The organism is Aquimarina ulvae (assembly GCF_053613295.3).
Window position 1 is genome coordinate 152,496 of record NZ_JBSIBP030000002.1, and the last position, 19,535, is coordinate 172,030.

Here is a 19,535-nt window from a genome sequence, read left to right on the forward strand (position 1 = left end):
TTAAAAATACTGTCCTATTCCAAATACAAAACCGTTAGTAGCATCTTTAGTGATTCCATATCCATAGTCTATCCTAAAAATAGCATTAAAAATTCGTTTATGTATAAAACGTAATCCTATACCAGGGTATATTCTAAAATTCTGAGAATCTCCAAAATCATCAAAATCTCCTCCCGGATTACGCCAACTACCTCCATCTATAAAAGCATTGCTTTGCAGTATAAACCAATCTTTATCATATAAGGTATGTCTATATTCTGTATTGAGCACTATAACTCCCGTTCCTCTATCAATGGTATTTCCAACCCCTCTAATATTCAGGTTATTATCAACCGAAAAAGGTGCAAATGGAGAGTCATCATTGGTTGCAAGTCCTAAACGCAATCTAGAAGCCCAATTTCCTTTAGTACCGATTCTTTGGTAATATAAAAAATCATTCCAACCAATTACAAAATCTGGTAATACATTTTCTGTACTGACCACATATTGAAAATTAGCAACGCTTCTAAATCCAGATACATATTGAAAATAATAATCTAGATTATTGTATTCATAAATCAATTTATACAATAATTTATTTACATCAAAATCCAAAGGCACTCCTGGACCTGTTGCTCCATTTTTGTAAGTATAGTCTTCGTTGAAGTAGTTTACACCAGCTTCAACCCGATTCTGAAAATTGAACTCATATAGCCCCAATAGTTCATAAGAGGTGTTATTGTACTTGTAATCAGCAGTACCAGTATCCAAAAAAACGGGTTCCTGAGTGGTGAGATTCTGATAATTAAATGCTAAACCCAGCTTACTACTAAACAGATAAGGAGCTCTGAAATTAACCCCTAATGAACTATATATATCATGCTGATAAAAGCCACCAAACGTAACATTTTGACCAAAAAGGTTAAACTCATAAAGCCCTACTCTAAAAGCAAATTCATCATCATTGGTGGTATACACATTAGCACTTGGAATAATAGTAAAATTCTCCTCTATTCCATAAATTACGTTGTAGGTATCTTTATCTTGGGCTTTAAAAACCTGATAATAAGCGTGAGCGACGGATGGTAACCTTTTAATTCTTTTAATGTCTTCTTCTAAGGCTACTGAATCTAATATAGCTCCTGCTTTAACTTTGGCTATTTTTTTGATGAAAGCTGCTTTAGTTTTTTTGTTTCCCTGTACTTTAAGATCAACTACCTTCAACTCTTGCGCAAAACTATGAGTACAAAAAAGTATCAAGCAATGCAAGCAAAAACAAAATCGTATAGCATAAGTTTTAATCATCTTTATACAGTGATTGGATTAATTTTTCTGAGGGTTTATTTTGTATTGTGAATCTATTGTTTTCTGCCCCTCCAGCTTTCTTATGGTTGTGATACCATTTCCAAAGAAATCCACCAGCAAACCATGGTTCATCCCAAAATTCTTTATACAACGCAGACAACGCATTGCTTTGAGATTGTAAATCTACATTACCCTCCATTCTATTCGAATCCCAAGGCATTTTTCCGGTATAGTAAACACTTCTATAACCAAATTCTGTGAACAGAATTGGTTTTCCAATCGTTTTTTGTAGCGCTGCTATCTTACTTTTGGGTTGTTGCCAGCCTTCTCTCAATTCTTCTATAGTTGGCGTTTTATTATCAGAAACAGGAAAATAAGCATCAATCCCTATATAATCCAGTTGTTTCCAGAAAGGCGCATTCGCAAACTGATCCCAATTCTCTGCATATGTTAATTTTCCGTGGTACACTGATCTTATTTTCTTAATAAGTTGCTGCCAATACCTTGGTCTTTTTTGCACAAAAGTGTGTAATTCTGTACCGATACATAAGATTGGAACTTTCATTTCCTGAGCTAATTGGACGTATAACATTATAAAATCATCATATGACTTCTCGAAAGTTTGCCAGTTTTGTTCAGAATCCATGTCGATATTACCAGTAAATGCACCTTTCCAAACCCATATTTGGGGTTTCATCATCACCTTAATGCCTTGCTCATTTAACAATTCAATTGTACGCCTTACTCCTTCTACTCGTTCTCCCCACCATTGTCTGTCTATATTAAAAACCACAGAAGGCTCGTTTAGATTTTTAACAAAACCAAATGGCATTACAGCCGCCCAATTAGCATTAACTTTAACAATAGGACTAATATGCGTCTCATTAATCTCCCTTGGAGACCCTACAAAACTAACTCCATTTATTTTTGGTTGCTGTCCCGAACAGTTGCTACAAACCAAGCTAATCAGCAGTATAAAAAAACGTTTCATATATATTTCTTATACCGCTGAAAATACAATATTATTTCGTTTTGATTTAAAATAAAGCTCTTAAACCTAAACTAAATGTTTGCCCTAATCCCTGAAAATTCTCTCCTCTAACAAATTTTCCAAAAGAGGCCTCTACATTAAGAACCTCCGTAAGTTGATATTTTCCTCCAAATCCTAATTGAGTTCCATTTTGAGCAAAATCATTTCCTAAATCAATTAAGAAAGATTGCTGAGCATTTATGAAAACTGTGGACTTTGATGTCGGAAAATAACTAAGAAATGCACTTAAAGGTAAAAACAAACTGTTATTTGCAAAGCGCTCACTCACATTTTCCTGAGACGGATCTGCTTCACTCGATTTTTCTCCAAAATTAAATTTAAAATCTACTTCAGTAAAAATTTGCCATTTATTACCTCCAAAGGTTCTATCGTAGAAAAATTTGGTTTCCCAAGCTAAACTACGTTGGTCCAAAAAAGAAAAAACATCATCGTTAACTGCATCCGGAGTATCTTCGAATATCGGAATAATCAGAGAAGTGGTAAAAGAAAAAGTAGACAAACTTCTGAAAGGTTGCACCCGAATTGCTGGTGCTATAGTCGTTATTCCGGATCTTCTATCATTACCATTATCTTCAAAACTAAAGACGTCTAAAGCTCCTTGTCCATTTAAAGCATTCGATCTGACTTGAAACACTGCTCCAATGTTAACTCTAGAATTCTTACTTATTCCGGTAAAAATTTCTGTTGTATTGGTAAAAAAAGTTTGTCTATCTATGGTTACTGAATTGGATCCTTGGTCCGTTTGTTCGGTTTGCGTATAAATGCTATTAAAAAATTTGATATCCCACTGTCCCTTTTTCAATAGTTTTGATGGTGTAAATTCCTGTATATTGGATACAGATGAGTCATCATCCTGGCCAAATCCAAAAGAAATGGTTAATAAAAGGCAAAGCGAGGTAGTGATATTTCTAGTAAGTTTCATGATTTTATTAGGTTTAAATTAAGAAGAGTACTTTCTCTTACTTTAGGTTTGATTTTATTTGAATTTCGTTTAGGTTCCAGTTATATGGATAATAAGATACTCTAGCTCCGGGAGGAATTTTCTCTTTTCTAAATTGATTTACATAGTCTATTTCAGAACCATTTTGAGTAAAGTCAACTTTGTACCATTCAAAAATTTGAGAAAGCTGCACTCTTTTTCCTTTTACTTTAATAAAATTGGGATTGTTTAATGAGATCGTTGCTTGACGCTGTAACTGTTTGTCCAATATTTCAGGTTTGTAAGCTTCCGGAATTATTGGAGGACATCCCAACCCAGCACAGACTAAGGCAAAATGAAAACGTGCTTCTTTTGGAAAGTTTGCTCGTAGTAACTTATTTTCCAGATCGTTTAATGTTGTTGTATTTCCTCCTAATGTATATGTTATTTTATCAAAGAAGCCTTTGATATCTAAAGGAGACTTTGTCGGATAATTATCAACAATTCCTTTTATAACAGCCAGGTTATATGCATTTATATAAAATGCCTGAAAAGTTTTAGGATCATTTTTCGAAACATTAATCCCTGAAGCAATGTCCAATAATTCTTTTAATGCTACAGGATTATTTTTTATTGCTTTATAATCTACTCTTCCTTGAGTTACGTGTTTTTTAAAAAAGATATCCGATTTTGTAAAAAAATCTGTTGTGTTTTGAGAAAAACTAACGGTTACCGCTAGAAAAGCTAATATGTATACTATTCTTTTCATGAGTTAAATGTTTTATGAACTTCCTTAGAAGAAGTCATATTGATTATGAGTTTAAAGTGTTAAAATTTACCTCGGTAACGGGCATTGAGTCGAATCGCTTGTTTGCTACTTACAAAATATCTTGAATTTGTTTTCGGGAGTATGCGCATTCATTTTAGAGAAAGTACCCGCGTCGTATTTCTCATGAAAACTTACAGAATTAAAGCTTTTTTAGATCAATTCTAAATTATTTACGCTCGTTAAGTTCTTATATTTATAAACGACTTACAGATGGAAGCTTATTTTTTTAAACTAAAATTTGAATTCAACTAACATATTTCTTTATGGAACATATCGTAATTATCGGCAACGGAATTTCTGGTGTAACAGCCGCAAGGCATATCAGAAAAATGTCTGATAAAAGGATCACTATTGTATCTGCCGAGACGGATTATTTCTTTTCTCGCACAGCCTTAATGTATGTTTACATGGGCCATATGAAATTTGAACATACACAACCTTATGAAAATTGGTTTTGGAAAAAAAATCAAATCGCATTAAAAAGTGGGTTTGTATCAAAAATAGATCCCCAGAGAAGTCAACTAATTTTTGAAAATGGAGAGAACATATCTTATGACAAACTTATTATAGCTGTAGGGTCAAAACCCAATAAATTTGGATGGCCTGGACAAGATCTCACTGGAGTAATGGGTATGTATCACAAACAAGACCTAGAAAATCTTGAGAAACACGCTCCCAGTAAAAAAGAGTGTAAACGTGCTGTGATTGTCGGCGGAGGTCTTATAGGTATTGAATTGGCAGAAATGCTACGATCACGAGATATTCCTGTGACTTTTTTAGTAAGAGAAAATAGTTTTTGGAACGGGGTACTCCCGCCTGGTGAAAGCGGAATGATCAACAGACATATTATAAATCATCATATAGACCTTCGTTTAAGTTCTAATCTGAAAGAAATAATTGCTGATAACAACGGAAAAGTAAAATCGGTTGTCATTGAGGAAACAGGAGAAGTGATCGATTGTGATGTTGTAGGTCTTACCGCAGGTGTATCACCAAACATAGAATTCTTAAAAGATTCTGGAATTAATATCGGTAGAGGTGTAAAAGTAAATCGTTTTCTGGAGACAAACATTCCTAATATTTATGCAATTGGCGATTGTGCAGAACAGCATGAACCTATTGGTAACAGAAGGCCAATCGAAGCAGTATGGTATACAGGTAGAATGATGGGCGAAACGGTAGCGCAAACCATCTGTGGAAATAAAATTGAATACAAACCCGGACATTGGTTTAACAGCGCTAAGTTTCTTGATATTGAATATCAAACGTACGGTTGGGTATTTGGAAAACCCAAAGAGTATGAACAACAATTTCATTGGATACATCAGGATGATACCAAATGTATTACTGTTTCGTACCACAAAGAGACCAGAGAATTTCTCGGTATCAATACTTTCGGAATACGAATGCGTCACGAGACCTTCGACACTTGGTTGACCGAGAAAAAAGATGTAGACTACGTACTGAAACATCTTGCAGAAGCTAATTTTGACCCAGAATTATATTCACAACATGAGTCAGCAATTCTTGCCGCATTTCAGAATCAACTTGCAAACGCATAACAATATTAGACATAGACATTATAATTGAACATTGCTTCAATCGTAGTCGATTAAAACATAAAAAAATGAGCAACAAAATAGATCATAGCATGTCTCTAGCAAATCCAGAACCTAAGGGACTATCAATCAAACAAAAAATATCTACCGCATTAGGTCTTGTAGGGTTACTGATTTTAGTTCTGGCACTTTTTAATAATAACTTACCAAATAAAGGACTCGTTCTCACCATATCCCTATTACTGATTGCCGTGGGAGTTTTGCTATTTGCAAATGATGCGTATCTAACAAAACTGGAGGGTATAAAAAATGATGGTGTTTGGTTTAAATCCATATCATCCCGAGGGTTACTCGGTTGGATTGCAGGCATTGCATTAACCGGGTTTTATGTAGTTTTATATTTTTACCCGGAATTATTGGGTTTAGGTATCGATGGAGCATCCAATACTGGCTTAATTGCTCTGTTTGACCCACTCAGCATGTTATTAAAAGGTAAACCTGCCAGCGAATGGTTTGTATATGGAACATTATATACAGTAGCTATTTTGGTATTTGGCTATAAATTTATTTTAAAATACCGTCATAATAAATATCAACAACTAAGAACGGTATCGGTTATGTTTTTTCAGTTAGGGTTTGCTTTCTTAATCCCAGAATTCATGCAAGCTTTAAACTATCCATATTATGATTTTAAAAATATGTGGCCATTAAATTATTACTTCTTCTATGATTGGAATATTAATGGGTTTTTAAATAGTGGTACTGTAGGTTTTATCATGTTATTATTTGGAATTGTTTCGATTTTTGTAATATCCCCGTTTTTAACATATAAGTTTGGTAAACGCTGGTATTGTTCTTGGGTTTGTGGTTGTGGAGGATTAGCGGAAACTGCCGGAGATTCATTCAGGCAATTATCAAGTAAAAAGCTATCTGCTTGGAAGTTCGAAAGATGGTCAATTCATGCAGTTTTGGTATTTGCAGTAGTAATGACCATTGCGGTGCTCTATTCCTATATCGGAAACAACCCTGATCGTAGTATTTTTACAAAAAATCAATTCATTTCGGGAGTCATCCTATTTTTATCTTCTGTATTTACTGTAATTATGATTTACAGAAGAAATCGTTTAGACAAGGATGCCAAATTTGCCGCAGGCGCAGTATTAGTAAGCATTGTTGGCGTATTATTACTCAATCATTTTTCTGAAGGAAATAAAATATTTTTTATAGATGCCGGTCAGTATCAAAAAGTATACGGATTTGCTATTGGTGCTATCTTTTCAGGGGTAGTTGGGACTGGGTTTTATCCAATATTAGGAAATAGAGTTTGGTGTAGGTTTGGGTGTCCAATGGCAGCTATCCTAGGGGCACAACAACGATTATTCTCCAAATTCAGGATTACTACCAATGGAGGACAATGTATTTCTTGTGGGAATTGTTCTACATATTGTGAAATGGGAATCGATGTTCGTGCCTATGCGCAAAAAGGAGAAAATATTGTTAGGTCTAGTTGTGTCGGTTGTGGGATTTGTTCTGCCGTATGTCCTAGAGGTGTATTGAAATTAGAAAATGATAATCTGGAAGGAAGAATTAACTCCAATGAAATTTTATTAGGAAATGATGTAAATCTTATGGATCATGTAAATAATAAGTAACCACATTAATTTCCATTGAACAAAAGGAGCCTAATGACTGATTAGGCTCTTAGTGTTTAGATGTTAGGTTAATAATACCATTAGGCGCTCAAGGTATAAGGAAAATAAAGGTTAATTGTAGTTCCCTTATTATACTCACTTTGTATTTCGAGAATACCATGTTGCTTTTCCACTAGTTTCTTGGCAATACTTAAACCAAATCCAGTACCTCTTTCATTTTCGGTTCCTGTAGTAGAATTGTTTTTTTCTTCCGTAAATAAACTATAGATACTATGATCACACATTCCTACTCCTTTATCTTCTATCGCGATTCTTATGTAACTATCCATTTTTTCTGATTTTACAATAATATCAGAACCTCGGTGTGAAAATTTTATAGCATTTGTAATTAAGTTCCTCATTACAGTTTCCATCATAATAGGGTTGATAGTTACCTTAAGATCTCTCGGTAATCTATTGATCAGACTAATTTCTTTCTTTTTTGTTTTTAAATCTGAAAACGCAAAAACTTTATCCACAATTACAGATATTTCTTTTTTTTCTAACAATAACCGAGACTGTTTTTTATAAATGTTTCCCCATTCCAATAAATCCTCAAGCAAATGATTACCTCTATCCGCTGCTTCTTTAATCATCGTTTTAATATGTTCTCGTTCCTTTTCATCATCAACATCATCAACCATATCTATTAAACATCTTAGCTGATAAAATGGTGTTCTCAAATCGTGTCCGATAATTCTGAATAGGTCATCTTTAGATTGATTCATTTCCTTTAGCTCCTCATTTTTTATACTTATCAATCTATTTGCTTCTTTAACTTTTCTGGATAACTGTACTAATACTCGCTGACAGAAATACGCCATAAGTCCGCCACCACTAACAATCACAAAGTAAAACGTCAATTTCTCCAGAGGAAAGTAAGGATAATAAAACGTGCATAAGAAAATGAAAAGGAAATTAATTGTCAACAAAAAAATAATATGCCTAAAGTGAACTAACATTCCAACTGCAAAAAATAGCAAAGAAATGATTACTTCAACCTTTAAAAAAAATGATTCAAAGCTGAAATCCGGATCGTGAATCCCGAAAAAAACAGAAGACATCATCCCAAGAACTATCGTATATACAGAAAGTGTAAGCAATCTTGACTTTCTCATTAAACCTGTTCTCTGTACTAATAAACCACCAGTAACTATGACAAAAGTGATCAACGCTCTATAAAAATATGGGCTTAAACCGCCCTCATTGTATTCTACGATACCATCCAATATTATTCCTGGCAATGCAATAAACATTACTGTAAATAGCACCTTATCAAATTGGAAGAACTTGGGTGATTCTTGGGTTGTGTTACTAATATCCATATAAATATCCATTAAATTAGCCCCGTTAAACCTTACAAAGAACAATAGTTTTAAATTTTATTTTATCGATAAATTTAACAAAAAATTAGATAAAAAACACTTTTAATTAGTTTTTAATTAATTTACGTAGGCTTATTAATACATTTTTAAGGGGTTGCTTTTAATTATATGAGGATCTTTTTTTACTCTAATTGTTGGTATTGCTAAAAGCTTTCGTCTAAGTTTCTATAGAAATACAATGATGATGTATAAGCTTTTTATATTTACCGTGATATATGCTTTTTCTAGCAGCCAAATAGCAATTACTAAAGAATATCATAGAGAGTACTACACAGATGGGGCTATTAAGGCTGAGGGTTGGATAATGGACAATCAAAAGATAGATTATTGGTATACTTACCATCGCAATGGAAATATTTCGGAACAGGGACATTATAGCAACAATAAAAAAAATGGATATTGGTATTTCTATTCCCAAGAAAACAAACTCATTAAAGAAGGGCATTTTATAGATAATAAAGCAGAAAAATGGTGGATTATTTACGATATTGCCACCAGTAATATAAAGGATCAGGTTACAAGGAAGTATCAATATCAAAATGACAAAAAAAACGGATACGGTCTTTTATATAGAAAAAATAAACTTTTTAAAGCTGAAAAATACATTGATGATCAAAAAACTGGAGAATGGACGGATATTTATAGCTTTAAAAAAGATAACCCCAATGCCTCTCTGTAAATGAATCCAATAATTAAAGTCATTATACCTGCTTTTAACGAAGGTAATTCTATTGGTCACGTAATTAATGAGATTCCCAAAGTGGTTTCAGAGATAATTGTTGTAAGTAATAATTCTACTGATCATACTGAAATTGTGGCAACAGATTCTGGAGCTACAGTATTAAGAGAAGAAAGAATGGGATATGGTTATGCCTGTTTAAAAGGGTTGGATTATATAGCTTCTCAAAAAACCAATTCAGATATCATTGTATTCCTGGATGGTGATTATAGTGATTATCCCGAAGAGTTGACAAAGATCGTTGCTCCTATTATCCATGAAGATATCGACATGGTGATTGGAGCAAGAGATAAAAAATTAAGAGAAAATGGATCAATGACAGTGCCTCAGATATTTGGAAATTGGCTTGCTACAAGTCTGATGAGGTTATTTTTTGGTGCAAAATTCACAGATCTAGGTCCTTTTAGAGCGATTAAGTATAATAAGCTTCTGGAACTAAACATGCAAGACAAAACGTATGGATGGACTGTAGAAATGCAACTAAAAGCCATAAAAAAGCATTATTCATATGTAGAAGTTCCGGTTCGCTATAAAAAGAGAATAGGCGTTTCAAAAGTTTCAGGTACCATAAAAGGTGCTATCTTTGCAGGCGTTAAGATTTTAAGTTGGATTTTTAAATATAGCTTTCAGTAATGGATATTGCTATCATTGTAATTTATACAGTTGCGTTAATAATAATTTTCTTGTACAGTTTAGCCCAGTTGAATTTACTATTTAACTATTTAAAAGCTAGAAAACTGAATGACAACTCTCCTACGTTTGATCTTTCCATAGAAGAAGAAACACCATATATTACTGTACAACTACCGGTATATAATGAGCTCTATGTCATGGAGCGGTTACTGGACAATATCGCTTTGTTAGAGTATCCTAAAGATAAGTTGGAAATACAGGTACTAGATGATTCTACTGATGAATCAATTCATACTACTGCAGCCCATATAAAAGAACTTCAAAAAACTGGATTAGATATTCATCATATATGCAGAGAAGACCGTACGGGGTTTAAAGCAGGAGCTTTAAAAGAAGGGTTGAAAATTGCGAAAGGTGAGTTTATCGCGATTTTTGATGCTGATTTCCTTCCGGGTCAAAAATGGCTGTTACAAACAATTCCTTATTTCAAAAATAAAAACATTGGTGTGGTACAAACCCGTTGGGGACATATCAATAGGGATTATTCTATGTTGACTAAAATTCAGGCATTCGCGTTGGATTTTCACTTTACTATGGAACAAGTAGGGCGTAACTATAAGAATCATTTCATTAATTTTAATGGAACTGCTGGTGTATGGAGAAAAAAGTGCATTGAAGATGCAGGAAATTGGCAAGGAGATACATTGACAGAAGACCTGGACTTAAGTTATCGTGCTCAACTTAAAAAATGGAAATTTAAATATTTGGAAGAAGTAGAAACTCCTGCAGAATTACCTGTAGTTATTAGTGCTGCACGTTCGCAACAGTTTCGATGGAACAAAGGTGCCGCAGAGAATTTTCAGAAATTGTACTGGAAACTTCTTAAAGATAAAACTGTTCCTTTCGAAACAAAATTCCATAGTTTCTTTCATCTTTTAAATAGCAGCATGTTTCTATTAGTATTACTTGTTGCTGTATTAAGTGTTCCCGTAATGTACATTAAAAATAGGAATCCAATGTTTAGTTGGTATTTTAATGTAATCGCCTTTTTCGCATTAAGCACAGTAATATTTTTCTTTTGTTACTGGCACACATTTAAGAAAATCCATAATGGAGGGTTTTGGAAATTTATAGAATACATCAAGATGTTTTTCACTTTCTTTTCGATCGCCATGGGATTCTCAGTACACAACTCTATGGCCGTTCTAGAAGGTCACTTCGGTAAGAAAAGTGAATTTGTGAGAACTCCAAAATTTAATATAAGTACGCTAAAAGATTCTTGGAAAGGAAATAAATATGTGAGCAAGAACATTTCTGGAAACACCATTATAGAAGCATTATTGATGTGTTATTTTGCATTTGCCCTGTACAGTGCTTTTAAACTACAGGATTTTGGATTGTTCTTATTTCATATCATGTTGTTTCTTGGGTTTGGTTTTGTATTCTTTAAATCTGTGACTTCTAAATTATAATGATTAGCATTTGGAAATACCATAAGTTTTCCATCATCTTCACCTCGCTTTGCGCCTTATTTTACTGGAGTTTTGCTTATCAATTAGAACGCACAGATTTTACAAAAATGATAGGCCTTTGGACTGGATTGTTTTTTGTGTCTTACAGAATCATTAAAATCAATCCTCATAATATAAAACTCTTAGCAGGTATTGCTTTAGGGTTTAGAATGATATTTCTTGTCGCTATACCTAATCTTTCTCAGGATTTCTACAGATTTATTTGGGACGGCAGAATGCTACTGGAAGGAATCAATCCTTATTTATCATTGCCAGAGACCTGGATTATGCAGGGTAATGCTCCAATCGCTCAAGCAAAAGAATTATATGAAGGAATGGGAGCACTTAATGGCAGTCACTTTACCAATTATCCACCGGTAAGTCAGTTCTGTTATTTAGTGGCTGGAATTTTTGCAGGAAAAAGTATTTTAGGTTCTGCAATTGTGATGAGACTACTTATTATCCTAGCAGATATTGGAACTTTTTTCTTTGGGATAAAATTATTGCGTAAACTAAAAATTCCAGAAAATAGAATATTTTGGTATATCTTAAATCCGTTTGTTATTATCGAACTTACTGGAAATCTTCATTTTGAGGCAGTTATGATATTTTTTATAATCTGGTCTTTATATTTGTTACAAAAGAGACACTGGTATTGGGCAGCAATTACTTTATCACTTTCTGTTTCGGTTAAATTAATTCCTTTGTTATTTTTACCATTATTTTTTCAGAAGTTTATTGTCGGCATTGATAAGACATCTCTTAAAAAACGTTTCTTGAAACTTAGTGGCTTTTATAGTATCGTCATGATCGTTACCATCCTTCTTTTTGCACCTTTTTTATCTTCTGAATTCATTTCTAATTTTAGTAAAACTATTGGTCTCTGGTTTCAGAATTTTGAGTTTAACGCCAGTATTTATTATATCATTCGGTGGGTTGGTTATCAAACTATTGGATGGAATATTATTGGCACGGTTGGTAAAATTTTGCCAATAATCGTCATTGGCATTCTCTTGTTATTTACTTTTTTTAGAAAAAATAAAAATACCGTCGAGTTAATTACCGTTATGGTTCTTGGTATTTGTAGCTATTATTTCTTATCAACTACTGTCCATCCCTGGTATATTGCTGTTCCTCTTGCACTTTGCATATTCACTAACTACCGGTTTCCAGTTTGGTGGTCTTTTGTCATTATATTTAGTTATACAGCATATACCCATCCTGATTTTAAAGAAAATTTATGGTTTGTTGCTCTGGAATATAGCCTTGTATTTGGTATTTTTATTTTCGAAGGCTTTAAGCATACCCAGATTACATCACTAAAATCAATTTACATTGAGAATTAATTTCAGAAAAATAGGAAGAAGATTCGTACGATTCTTAGCTTTCATAGTTATTTTAATACTTTGCGGTTATGTTTTTTTATATGTTAAACAAGAGCGTTTCTTTTTCAATCCTAAGGTTTTAGATAAAGATTACACGTATTCCTTCGATCAGTCTTTTGAAGAAATTAATATTCCAGTAGAAGATAACATAGATTTAAATGCGTTATTATTTAAAACTGATTCAATAAGCAAAGGTATTATTCTTTATTTCCATGGCAATGCAGGAGCGATCCACGAGTGGGGAGAACGTGCGTATTTATACACAGAAAATAAGTTTGACGTCCTATTTGTAGATTATAGAGGATATGGTAAAAGTGACAGCTTTTATGAAGAAGAATCCGAACTATATAACGATGCACAAAAGGTTTATGATTATGTTCTTACGCGTTATGAAGAAAAAGATATTATTATATTAGGATATTCAATAGGAACAGGGTTTGCTTCCTATACCGCAGCAAAAAACAACCCTAAACTTCTGATACTTGAAGCTCCTTATTATGCCTGGAATGAGTTTATAGCTAGTATAGCACCTGTTCCAAAGTCATTGATTAACTACGAAATCCCATCTTATAAATTCTTAGGTGAGGTCAGGTGTCCTATACGGGTTTTTCACGGTTCTAAAGATTTTCTAATTAAACCAGAAGAACACTCTAAACGATTAAAGAAATTATATCCCGATAAAATCGAACTTACGCTTATCAAAGGTGCTGGTCATAATGGCATTTATCTTTCTAAACAGTACTATGATGAGTTGAAGGAATTATTGGCGAGGTATTAAAAAAATAGAGGAACTAAATTAATAATCTAGTTCCTCCATTTTAATTTATGTAATTCTTGGTTTACATCATTCTTAAATTAATAACTTCTTGCTCAGTTAGTATTCTCCAATGACCTCTCGGTAGATCTTTTTTGGTCAACCCTGCAAAAATTACTCTGTCTAGTTTTAAAACTCCATAATTAAGATGCTCGAAAAGTTTGGTAACGATACCGTTTTTTGAGGACATTAACTGGATTCCTATTTCATTCTTAGATGCGCCTTCTATATAAGAGATTTCATCTACTGGTATAAATCCTTCTTCTAGCTTGATCCCTTTCTCAATTTTCTGGAAATCTTCAAACTTAAGATTACGATCCAACTCTACGTGAAAGATTTTTCGAACGCCTGTTTTGTGATGTGTTAGTTTCTTTTCTAAATCTACATCGTTGGTAAACAACAATAATCCTGTGGTATTGCGTTCTAATCTTCCTATAGGTTTTAATCTTGCTCTGGAAGCATTCGCTACCAGATCCATAACCGTTCTTGTTTTTTCCGGACTTGTAGAGGTTACAAAACCTTTGGGCTTGTTGAGCAATACATATTCCTTTTTCTCTGGTGTAATCAAACGCCCATCAAACTTCACTTCGTCAGTCAATTTTACCTTGTGCCCCATTTCTGTAACAGGCTTTCCGTTTACCCAAACGTTTCCTGCTTGTATATATAAATCCGCATCTCTCCTGGAGCAAACCCCAGAGTTCGCTACAAATTTATTTAATCGGATCTCATCAGAATTAGAAATCTTCTTTGGTGAATTATCTTTATTTTTTATAGGGGCATTACCTCTGGCGTATGACTTTCTTTTTGGATTCCCTCCTTGTCTTCCACTTCCTTTTCCTCTATTAGAATTATCTCCACGACTCATATCTTACATTTTTTGCAAAGATAGTTGTTTAGTTTTTAGAAATAACAACTAATCCTCACCAAACCAAACGGTACTTTGTCGTTTTCTATTCACACTTAGCTGCGTTACATCTGGTCTGGAATAATGCCCAACCGGATCAAAGTTCTGTCGCTCCTGTAATACCCGGTCAAAATCCAAAGTTTGTATGAATATCCCTTCATTATTCAGCACCGGCTCTAAAACCCATTCTCCATCTGGTCCAGCAATACAGGAACCACCATTGGCTAAGACATCAGGAGCTTTTTTAAGAATTTCCTCCAAATGAGGTGTTGCTGACGTAAAATCTTCTTTACGCATTAAACCAGAAACAGAAACCACATAAGACCTAGATTCTCTGGCAATAAAGCGTGTAATATCTCTGGTATTATAATCACTTCCGGGCCAGGTGGCTACGTGTAAATTTTCTCCTTGTCCATATAATGCCGCTCTTGGTAACGGCATCCAATTCTCCCAACAATTTAAACCACCAACAGTAAAAGCTTTGAGAGGATGTACTCTAAGTCCATTACCATCTCCAGGTGCCCAAGTCAATCGCTCTTCATAGGTTGGCTGTAATTTGCGATGTACAGACTTGATTTCTCCTTTTTGATCTATATATACTAAAGAAGCATAAATACTATGACCTCCTCGGTCTAATGGTCTTTCTATAATTCCTAGATAAATAGCAATACTATACTCTTTAGCCAGTGTACAAAAAGCATCCAAATCCCCTTGTTCTATAACCACCGCATTCTGAGCATAGTGCGCATGGATTTCTTTCTGAACCCTATTATCGAACTGAGCACCATCAGTTAACGAAACCCAAAAAGGATATCCGGGAAGTAACGTCTCCCCAAATACAACGAGTGCTGCTTTTTTTGTAGCTGCCTCAATGATAGATTCTTTAATCTTTTCAATGGTTGCATTTTTATCCAGCCAAACAGGCGAAATTTGCGCTATAGCAACCGTCAGTAATTGATCTTTCATGAAGAATTTCAGTTTTATTGTTTTTAAATCTCAAATTTCTGGTTCGTATTTTTAAATATTCAAGATCCTGTTAGCGAATAAATAATATGCAAAAAATTGAATTTCAAACACTTAAATGTATCAATCTGCTTTACAGTTAAACCACCTGATAACATTTTGGCAACATTGGAGACGTGTTAAAAATTGAATTATTCGCATTAAATAGATATCTACATGTATCAATGCAACATCAATCAAATTAGTCCGCATTGATACTCCTAAAGTAAACTTATTATAAGTATATATTTCATAAAATTCAACTTATGTTAAAATGTACACTAATTTACATAATAGTAAACTTAACAATACATTCTGATAAAAAGTAAACTCGAAAGAATAGGATTCTCAAATTTACATTTGTCTTGTAAAATTAAAACAAATAATATCTTAAAACTCAAACCTAATAAACACGTAAAAAAAATGAAAAAATTAATTGTATTCGCAGTAGCCATTTTAGCATCAACGCAGATTTTTGCAAATGACAAAAACACAAAAGAAACGAACGAACAAAAACTAAGAAGTGAAATAGCATTTTTATTAGAAAAGCCGCAAATCCAATTGGATTGTAATGAAATTAATGCAGACATCGAATTTATTCTAAATGCAAAAGGAGAGATTGTAATCTTAAATGTTGATTCTGAAAAAGAAGCAGTTACTTATTATGTAAAAAACAGATTGAATTATAAAAAAGTTCATTCGGATATTAAGAAAACAGGAAACAAAGTATTTAAACTAAGGCTAAAAGTAGTAAACCCAGAAGCATAAGCGTATACTTGAGACAAGTAATTAGAAGGCAGTTGCATAAAAAAAATGTAGCTGCTTTTTTGTTACCCAAGAATTCTATCAAGAATCATATGAACATCAATTAGAACAATACTAAACACACCTGATACAATAATAAATTTTAAAGTATTGTGTAACCAGATATAATGCGTCCTGTTATTTGATTTCCATAAAGCAATAAGGAATAGAAATAAAAGTGACAGGCAAACATAAAAATACAAGTACATATATCCAATTTCATACCTGGTAAGAAGCAGATAAATTGGAATACAGGAAGCAAGTATAAGTAAACTTATTAGTTTTTTAGAAGTTGCCTCACCGTAGATAATAGGAATTGTTTTATAATTCTGCGCCACATCGCCTCTTAGGTTTCCAAGATCCTTAACCATTTCGCGCATCACCAACATTAAAAATAGAAAAGTAGCGTGTACGAAAATAACCTCATCAAAATTTTTATAATATATGAAAACAGCAAAAAACGGCGTTATTGATAAGGTAGAGGCAACAAAGTTACCCAAAAAAGGCTTTCTCTTTAGCTTATGAGAATAGAACCATATCCCGAAAACATATAAGGAAAAAAACAAAACTGCCCTGAACGACACGTAGCTAGCAAGAATTACAGAAAGAAAATTAAGTACAAAATATCCAGTAAGTTTGGTGCGCTGACTAACCAAACGATCCAGCATCGTTTTTTGGGGTCTATTGATAATATCTTTTTCTCGATCGTAAAAATTATTAATAATATATCCAGCGGCTATTACTCCTGCTGATGCTAATACGATCACAAACAAATTAGGATCGAGAAGCACCTTTCTTAATGGGATATTTGGAGCCAAAATAAATACCGAAGTGAGATATTGTGCCAGTACAATGATAAGAATATTATAACCTCTTATGATAGAAAAAAAACTCAATAGCTTAAGAAGAGTGAGTTTATTTTTTCTGGAAAACATCCTGATTTGAACCTATTAAAAGTTGTATACTACTTCTAATTTGTAATCTTTGAGCACAGATTGAGCTTTATCAAAATCCTGCGTAAATCCTAAAATGTAGCCTCCGCCACCGGAACCACATAATTTTAAGTAATAGTCATTAGTTTCGATTCCGTTTTTCCACAATGCATGAAATTGTGCAGGAATCATAGGCTTAAAGTTATCTAATACCACATTAGATAATTGCTTAATATTAAGGAACAAGGATTTAATATCGCCTTTTAAAAAATCATCGACACAGGCATCCGTATGTTTAACAAATTGATTTTTAAGCATTGTACGGAAACCTTCTTGTTTCATGCTTTCCATAAAAATACTTACCATTGGTGCAGTTTCACCTACCATACCACTATCTAATAAAAAAACAGCTCCTTTTTTATTATCAACACTTTGTGAAGGAATCCCCGCCGGCTCGATGTTATCCTTAGAATTAATGAGAATAGGCAGGCTTAGGTAACTATTTAGGGGATCTAACCCCGAGCTACTGCCGTGAAAAAAAGATTCCATCAATCCAAAAACCTCTTTTAGTTTTAATAGCTTATCACGAGTTAGGTTCTCTAAAACGGTTATTTTATTATTAGCATATTTGTCATAAATTGCTGCTACCAACGCTCCACTACTTCCAACTCCATATCCTTGAGGAATACTACTGTCAAAATACATTCCAGAAGCTACATCGTCTTTCAACCGCTGCATATCAAATTTGACAACACCTTTATCTTGAATTTTTTCCAAATATTCTGTGAAATCGACAAGACTTTTGTTAGATTTAACAGCCTGTGAATCAGGATTTTCAGAAACCTTTAGCGCTCCTTTAAAGAAATTATAGGGTATAGAAAGCCCTTTGGAATCTTTAATAATTCCATATTCGCCGAATAAAAGTATTTTCGAGTAAAATAACGGTCCCTTCATTTGTTTATTAGCCTTATATCCAATTTGTCTAACTCTTCAGGATAAAGTTACAACAATTTGGCACCTAATCCTATTTTATCGCAAATATACTGCCCTTTCTGACAATATACAACTAACTCATTTTTAATGAAATCTATCACTTGATCCTTTTCTCTGTGAGGATACAGTACGTGTACATTTGCTCCGGCATCTAAGGTGAAACAAATCTTAGACCCTGTCTCTTTTCTATATTCCCAAATCTTATGTATTACAGATAATGTATTAGGTTTCATTAATATAAAATAAGGCAATGAAGTCATCATCATAGCATGAAGTGTTAATGCTTCATTTTCTACAATTTCAATAAACCTATCCAAGTCACCTGACACCAAGACGTCTTTTAATTTGATTATGTTTTTGTTTGCTTGTTTAAATCTTTCTGATGAAAACGGATGACCGTGCATTAAATCGTGACCTACAGAACTACTTACTTGTTTCTCACCCTTATCTATAAGAAGGATCGTATCCTGATAGTTTTTGAAATTTGAATGAATCTCGTAAGGAAATTGAACGGCATAGGCATCACTACTTCCCACTATCTCCTTATGTGCACCCCATACAGTAATAGGACCTTCAATACTTCTACTAGCACTTCCGGATCCTAATCTGGACAAAAAGGAAACTTTTTGTAAATACTTCTCATCTGTTAGGTCTGAATCTATCTGTTTTTCTAATTGTATCAAACAATACGCCAGTGCGCTCATACCACTTGCAGAAGAGGCAATCCCACTACTATGAGGAAAGGTATTGCTTGTCTCGATAACAAATTTATAATTTTTCAGAAAAGGAACATACTCATAAATTCGTTGAAAAAAATTTCTAATTTTTGGTTTGAAATCTGGTTTTGGCTCTCCCTCAAAAAGCAGTTCAAACTGAAAATCTTCTGAGATACTTTCTAATCTTTTATAGTGTAATGTGGTCTTTGTTTTACAAGTGTCTAATGTAAAACTTATAGAAGGGTTCTCTGGTAATTGTACAGGTCGTTTGCCCCAATATTTCACTAACGCAATATTACTAGGTGATGAACAGGAAATAGATCCCTTATTTGGTAATAATAAAGATGTTTTAGTGATAAACTGACTATAATCACCCATAATATA

18 protein-coding genes are annotated in these 19,535 nt (G+C 33.5%); 8 read left to right on the forward strand and 10 right to left on the reverse strand.

All coding sequences use genetic code 11. The annotated features are described in order from the left end of the window. From ACWGOQ_RS04240 to ACWGOQ_RS04255, 4 genes are read right to left on the reverse strand one after another with little or no spacing between them, the layout of a single operon-like run. Positions 1 to 1,284: a POTRA domain-containing protein gene (locus tag ACWGOQ_RS04240; RefSeq protein WP_452056364.1), complete on the reverse strand. Its 1,284-nt coding sequence runs from the start codon at positions 1,282 to 1,284 to the stop codon at positions 1 to 3. Then, on the reverse strand, positions 1,277 to 2,275 hold the full coding sequence (locus ACWGOQ_RS04245; protein ID WP_452056363.1) for a glycoside hydrolase family 113: 999 nt from the start codon (positions 2,273 to 2,275) through the stop codon (positions 1,277 to 1,279). The genes ACWGOQ_RS04240 and ACWGOQ_RS04245 overlap by 8 nt, the downstream gene beginning before the upstream one ends. A 46-nt stretch (positions 2,276 to 2,321) precedes the next feature. Then, a complete protein-coding gene (locus ACWGOQ_RS04250; protein ID WP_452056362.1) occupies positions 2,322 to 3,257 on the reverse strand; it encodes a hypothetical protein in 936 nt (311 codons plus the stop codon). A 37-nt stretch (positions 3,258 to 3,294) separates the two neighbouring features. Beyond that, the gene (locus tag ACWGOQ_RS04255) at positions 3,295 to 4,023 is read right to left on the reverse strand and encodes a DUF547 domain-containing protein (RefSeq protein WP_452056361.1); all 729 of its coding nucleotides are present in this window, start codon (positions 4,021 to 4,023) and stop codon (positions 3,295 to 3,297) included. Positions 4,024 to 4,346: 323 nt separating this feature from the next. Between ACWGOQ_RS04255 and ACWGOQ_RS04260 the strand changes: the two genes are divergently transcribed. Together ACWGOQ_RS04260 and ACWGOQ_RS04265 are read left to right on the forward strand one after the other, a co-directional pair. Beyond that, positions 4,347 to 5,645: an NAD(P)/FAD-dependent oxidoreductase gene (locus tag ACWGOQ_RS04260; RefSeq protein ID WP_452056360.1), complete on the forward strand. Its 1,299-nt coding sequence runs from the start codon at positions 4,347 to 4,349 to the stop codon at positions 5,643 to 5,645. A gap of 65 nt (positions 5,646 to 5,710) precedes the next feature. Then, the gene (locus ACWGOQ_RS04265) at positions 5,711 to 7,294 is read left to right on the forward strand and encodes a 4Fe-4S binding protein (protein ID WP_452056359.1); all 1,584 of its coding nucleotides are present in this window, start codon (positions 5,711 to 5,713) and stop codon (positions 7,292 to 7,294) included. Positions 7,295 to 7,374: 80 nt separating this feature from the next. Here ACWGOQ_RS04265 and ACWGOQ_RS04270 read toward each other — a convergent pair whose 3' ends face one another. Continuing rightward, on the reverse strand, positions 7,375 to 8,658 hold the full coding sequence (locus ACWGOQ_RS04270; protein WP_452056358.1) for a sensor histidine kinase: 1,284 nt from the start codon (positions 8,656 to 8,658) through the stop codon (positions 7,375 to 7,377). Between the two features lie 244 nt (positions 8,659 to 8,902). Here ACWGOQ_RS04270 and ACWGOQ_RS04275 point away from each other — a divergent pair, with 244 nt between their 5' ends. From ACWGOQ_RS04275 to ACWGOQ_RS04295, 5 genes are read left to right on the forward strand one after another with little or no spacing between them, the layout of a single operon-like run. Beyond that, entirely contained in the window at positions 8,903 to 9,397 is a 495-nt protein-coding gene (locus ACWGOQ_RS04275) for a toxin-antitoxin system YwqK family antitoxin (protein ID WP_452056357.1), read from the forward strand. Beyond that, on the forward strand, positions 9,398 to 10,090 hold the full coding sequence (locus ACWGOQ_RS04280) for a glycosyltransferase family 2 protein (protein WP_452056356.1): 693 nt from the start codon (positions 9,398 to 9,400) through the stop codon (positions 10,088 to 10,090). Beyond that, a complete protein-coding gene (locus tag ACWGOQ_RS04285; RefSeq protein ID WP_452056355.1) occupies positions 10,090 to 11,562 on the forward strand; it encodes a cellulose synthase family protein in 1,473 nt (490 codons plus the stop codon). Before ACWGOQ_RS04280 ends, ACWGOQ_RS04285 begins: the two co-directional genes overlap by 1 nt. Next, positions 11,562 to 12,947, forward strand: a complete 1,386-nt coding sequence (locus ACWGOQ_RS04290) for an MptA/MptB family glycosyltransferase (RefSeq protein ID WP_452056354.1) — start codon at positions 11,562 to 11,564, stop codon at positions 12,945 to 12,947. The genes ACWGOQ_RS04285 and ACWGOQ_RS04290 overlap by 1 nt, the downstream gene beginning before the upstream one ends. Continuing rightward, entirely contained in the window at positions 12,937 to 13,764 is an 828-nt protein-coding gene (locus ACWGOQ_RS04295) for an alpha/beta hydrolase (RefSeq protein WP_452056353.1), read from the forward strand. Before ACWGOQ_RS04290 ends, ACWGOQ_RS04295 begins: the two co-directional genes overlap by 11 nt. A 61-nt stretch (positions 13,765 to 13,825) precedes the next feature. On the opposite strand, the gene ACWGOQ_RS04300 is transcribed toward ACWGOQ_RS04295, so the two are convergent. Together ACWGOQ_RS04300 and ACWGOQ_RS04305 are read right to left on the reverse strand one after the other, a co-directional pair. Next, a complete protein-coding gene (locus ACWGOQ_RS04300; RefSeq protein ID WP_452056352.1) occupies positions 13,826 to 14,665 on the reverse strand; it encodes a pseudouridine synthase in 840 nt (279 codons plus the stop codon). A gap of 48 nt (positions 14,666 to 14,713) precedes the next feature. Then, on the reverse strand, positions 14,714 to 15,670 hold the full coding sequence (locus tag ACWGOQ_RS04305; protein ID WP_452056351.1) for a carbon-nitrogen hydrolase family protein: 957 nt from the start codon (positions 15,668 to 15,670) through the stop codon (positions 14,714 to 14,716). Positions 15,671 to 16,129: 459 nt separating this feature from the next. Between ACWGOQ_RS04305 and ACWGOQ_RS04310 the strand changes: the two genes are divergently transcribed. After that, positions 16,130 to 16,474, forward strand: a complete 345-nt coding sequence (locus ACWGOQ_RS04310) for a hypothetical protein (protein ID WP_452056350.1) — start codon at positions 16,130 to 16,132, stop codon at positions 16,472 to 16,474. A 62-nt stretch (positions 16,475 to 16,536) separates the two neighbouring features. Here ACWGOQ_RS04310 and ACWGOQ_RS04315 read toward each other — a convergent pair whose 3' ends face one another. From ACWGOQ_RS04315 to ACWGOQ_RS04325, 3 genes are read right to left on the reverse strand one after another with little or no spacing between them, the layout of a single operon-like run. Continuing rightward, positions 16,537 to 17,445, reverse strand: a complete 909-nt coding sequence (locus ACWGOQ_RS04315; RefSeq protein WP_452056349.1) for a geranylgeranylglycerol-phosphate geranylgeranyltransferase — start codon at positions 17,443 to 17,445, stop codon at positions 16,537 to 16,539. Positions 17,446 to 17,460: 15 nt separating this feature from the next. Further along, complete coding sequence (locus ACWGOQ_RS04320; protein ID WP_452056348.1) at positions 17,461 to 18,396, reverse strand: mevalonate kinase family protein; 936 nt, start codon at positions 18,394 to 18,396, stop codon at positions 17,461 to 17,463. A gap of 47 nt (positions 18,397 to 18,443) precedes the next feature. Continuing rightward, a complete protein-coding gene (locus ACWGOQ_RS04325) occupies positions 18,444 to 19,529 on the reverse strand; it encodes a diphosphomevalonate decarboxylase (protein ID WP_452056347.1) in 1,086 nt (361 codons plus the stop codon). Between the last annotated feature and the right edge of the window lie 6 nt (positions 19,530 to 19,535).

Bases quoted from the DNA above. Each gene is read 5' to 3' on its own strand.
- ACWGOQ_RS04240 (WP_452056364.1), bottom strand. From the start codon at position 1,284: ATGATTAAAACTTATGCTATACGATTTTGTTTTTGCTTGCATTGCTTG.
- ACWGOQ_RS04245 (WP_452056363.1), bottom strand. From the start codon at position 2,275: ATGAAACGTTTTTTTATACTGCTGATTAGCTTGGTTTGTAGCAACTGT.
- ACWGOQ_RS04250 (WP_452056362.1), bottom strand. From the start codon at position 3,257: ATGAAACTTACTAGAAATATCACTACCTCGCTTTGCCTTTTATTAACC.
- ACWGOQ_RS04255 (WP_452056361.1), bottom strand. From the start codon at position 4,023: ATGAAAAGAATAGTATACATATTAGCTTTTCTAGCGGTAACCGTTAGT.
- ACWGOQ_RS04260 (WP_452056360.1), top strand. From the start codon at position 4,347: ATGGAACATATCGTAATTATCGGCAACGGAATTTCTGGTGTAACAGCC.
- ACWGOQ_RS04265 (WP_452056359.1), top strand. From the start codon at position 5,711: ATGAGCAACAAAATAGATCATAGCATGTCTCTAGCAAATCCAGAACCT.
- ACWGOQ_RS04270 (WP_452056358.1), bottom strand. From the start codon at position 8,658: ATGGATATTAGTAACACAACCCAAGAATCACCCAAGTTCTTCCAATTT.
- ACWGOQ_RS04275 (WP_452056357.1), top strand. From the start codon at position 8,903: ATGTATAAGCTTTTTATATTTACCGTGATATATGCTTTTTCTAGCAGC.
- ACWGOQ_RS04280 (WP_452056356.1), top strand. From the start codon at position 9,398: ATGAATCCAATAATTAAAGTCATTATACCTGCTTTTAACGAAGGTAAT.
- ACWGOQ_RS04285 (WP_452056355.1), top strand. From the start codon at position 10,090: ATGGATATTGCTATCATTGTAATTTATACAGTTGCGTTAATAATAATT.
- ACWGOQ_RS04290 (WP_452056354.1), top strand. From the start codon at position 11,562: ATGATTAGCATTTGGAAATACCATAAGTTTTCCATCATCTTCACCTCG.
- ACWGOQ_RS04300 (WP_452056352.1), bottom strand. From the start codon at position 14,665: ATGAGTCGTGGAGATAATTCTAATAGAGGAAAAGGAAGTGGAAGACAA.
- ACWGOQ_RS04305 (WP_452056351.1), bottom strand. From the start codon at position 15,670: ATGAAAGATCAATTACTGACGGTTGCTATAGCGCAAATTTCGCCTGTT.
- ACWGOQ_RS04310 (WP_452056350.1), top strand. From the start codon at position 16,130: ATGAAAAAATTAATTGTATTCGCAGTAGCCATTTTAGCATCAACGCAG.
- ACWGOQ_RS04315 (WP_452056349.1), bottom strand. From the start codon at position 17,445: ATGTTTTCCAGAAAAAATAAACTCACTCTTCTTAAGCTATTGAGTTTT.
- ACWGOQ_RS04320 (WP_452056348.1), bottom strand. From the start codon at position 18,396: ATGAAGGGACCGTTATTTTACTCGAAAATACTTTTATTCGGCGAATAT.
- ACWGOQ_RS04325 (WP_452056347.1), bottom strand. From the start codon at position 19,529: ATGGGTGATTATAGTCAGTTTATCACTAAAACATCTTTATTATTACCA.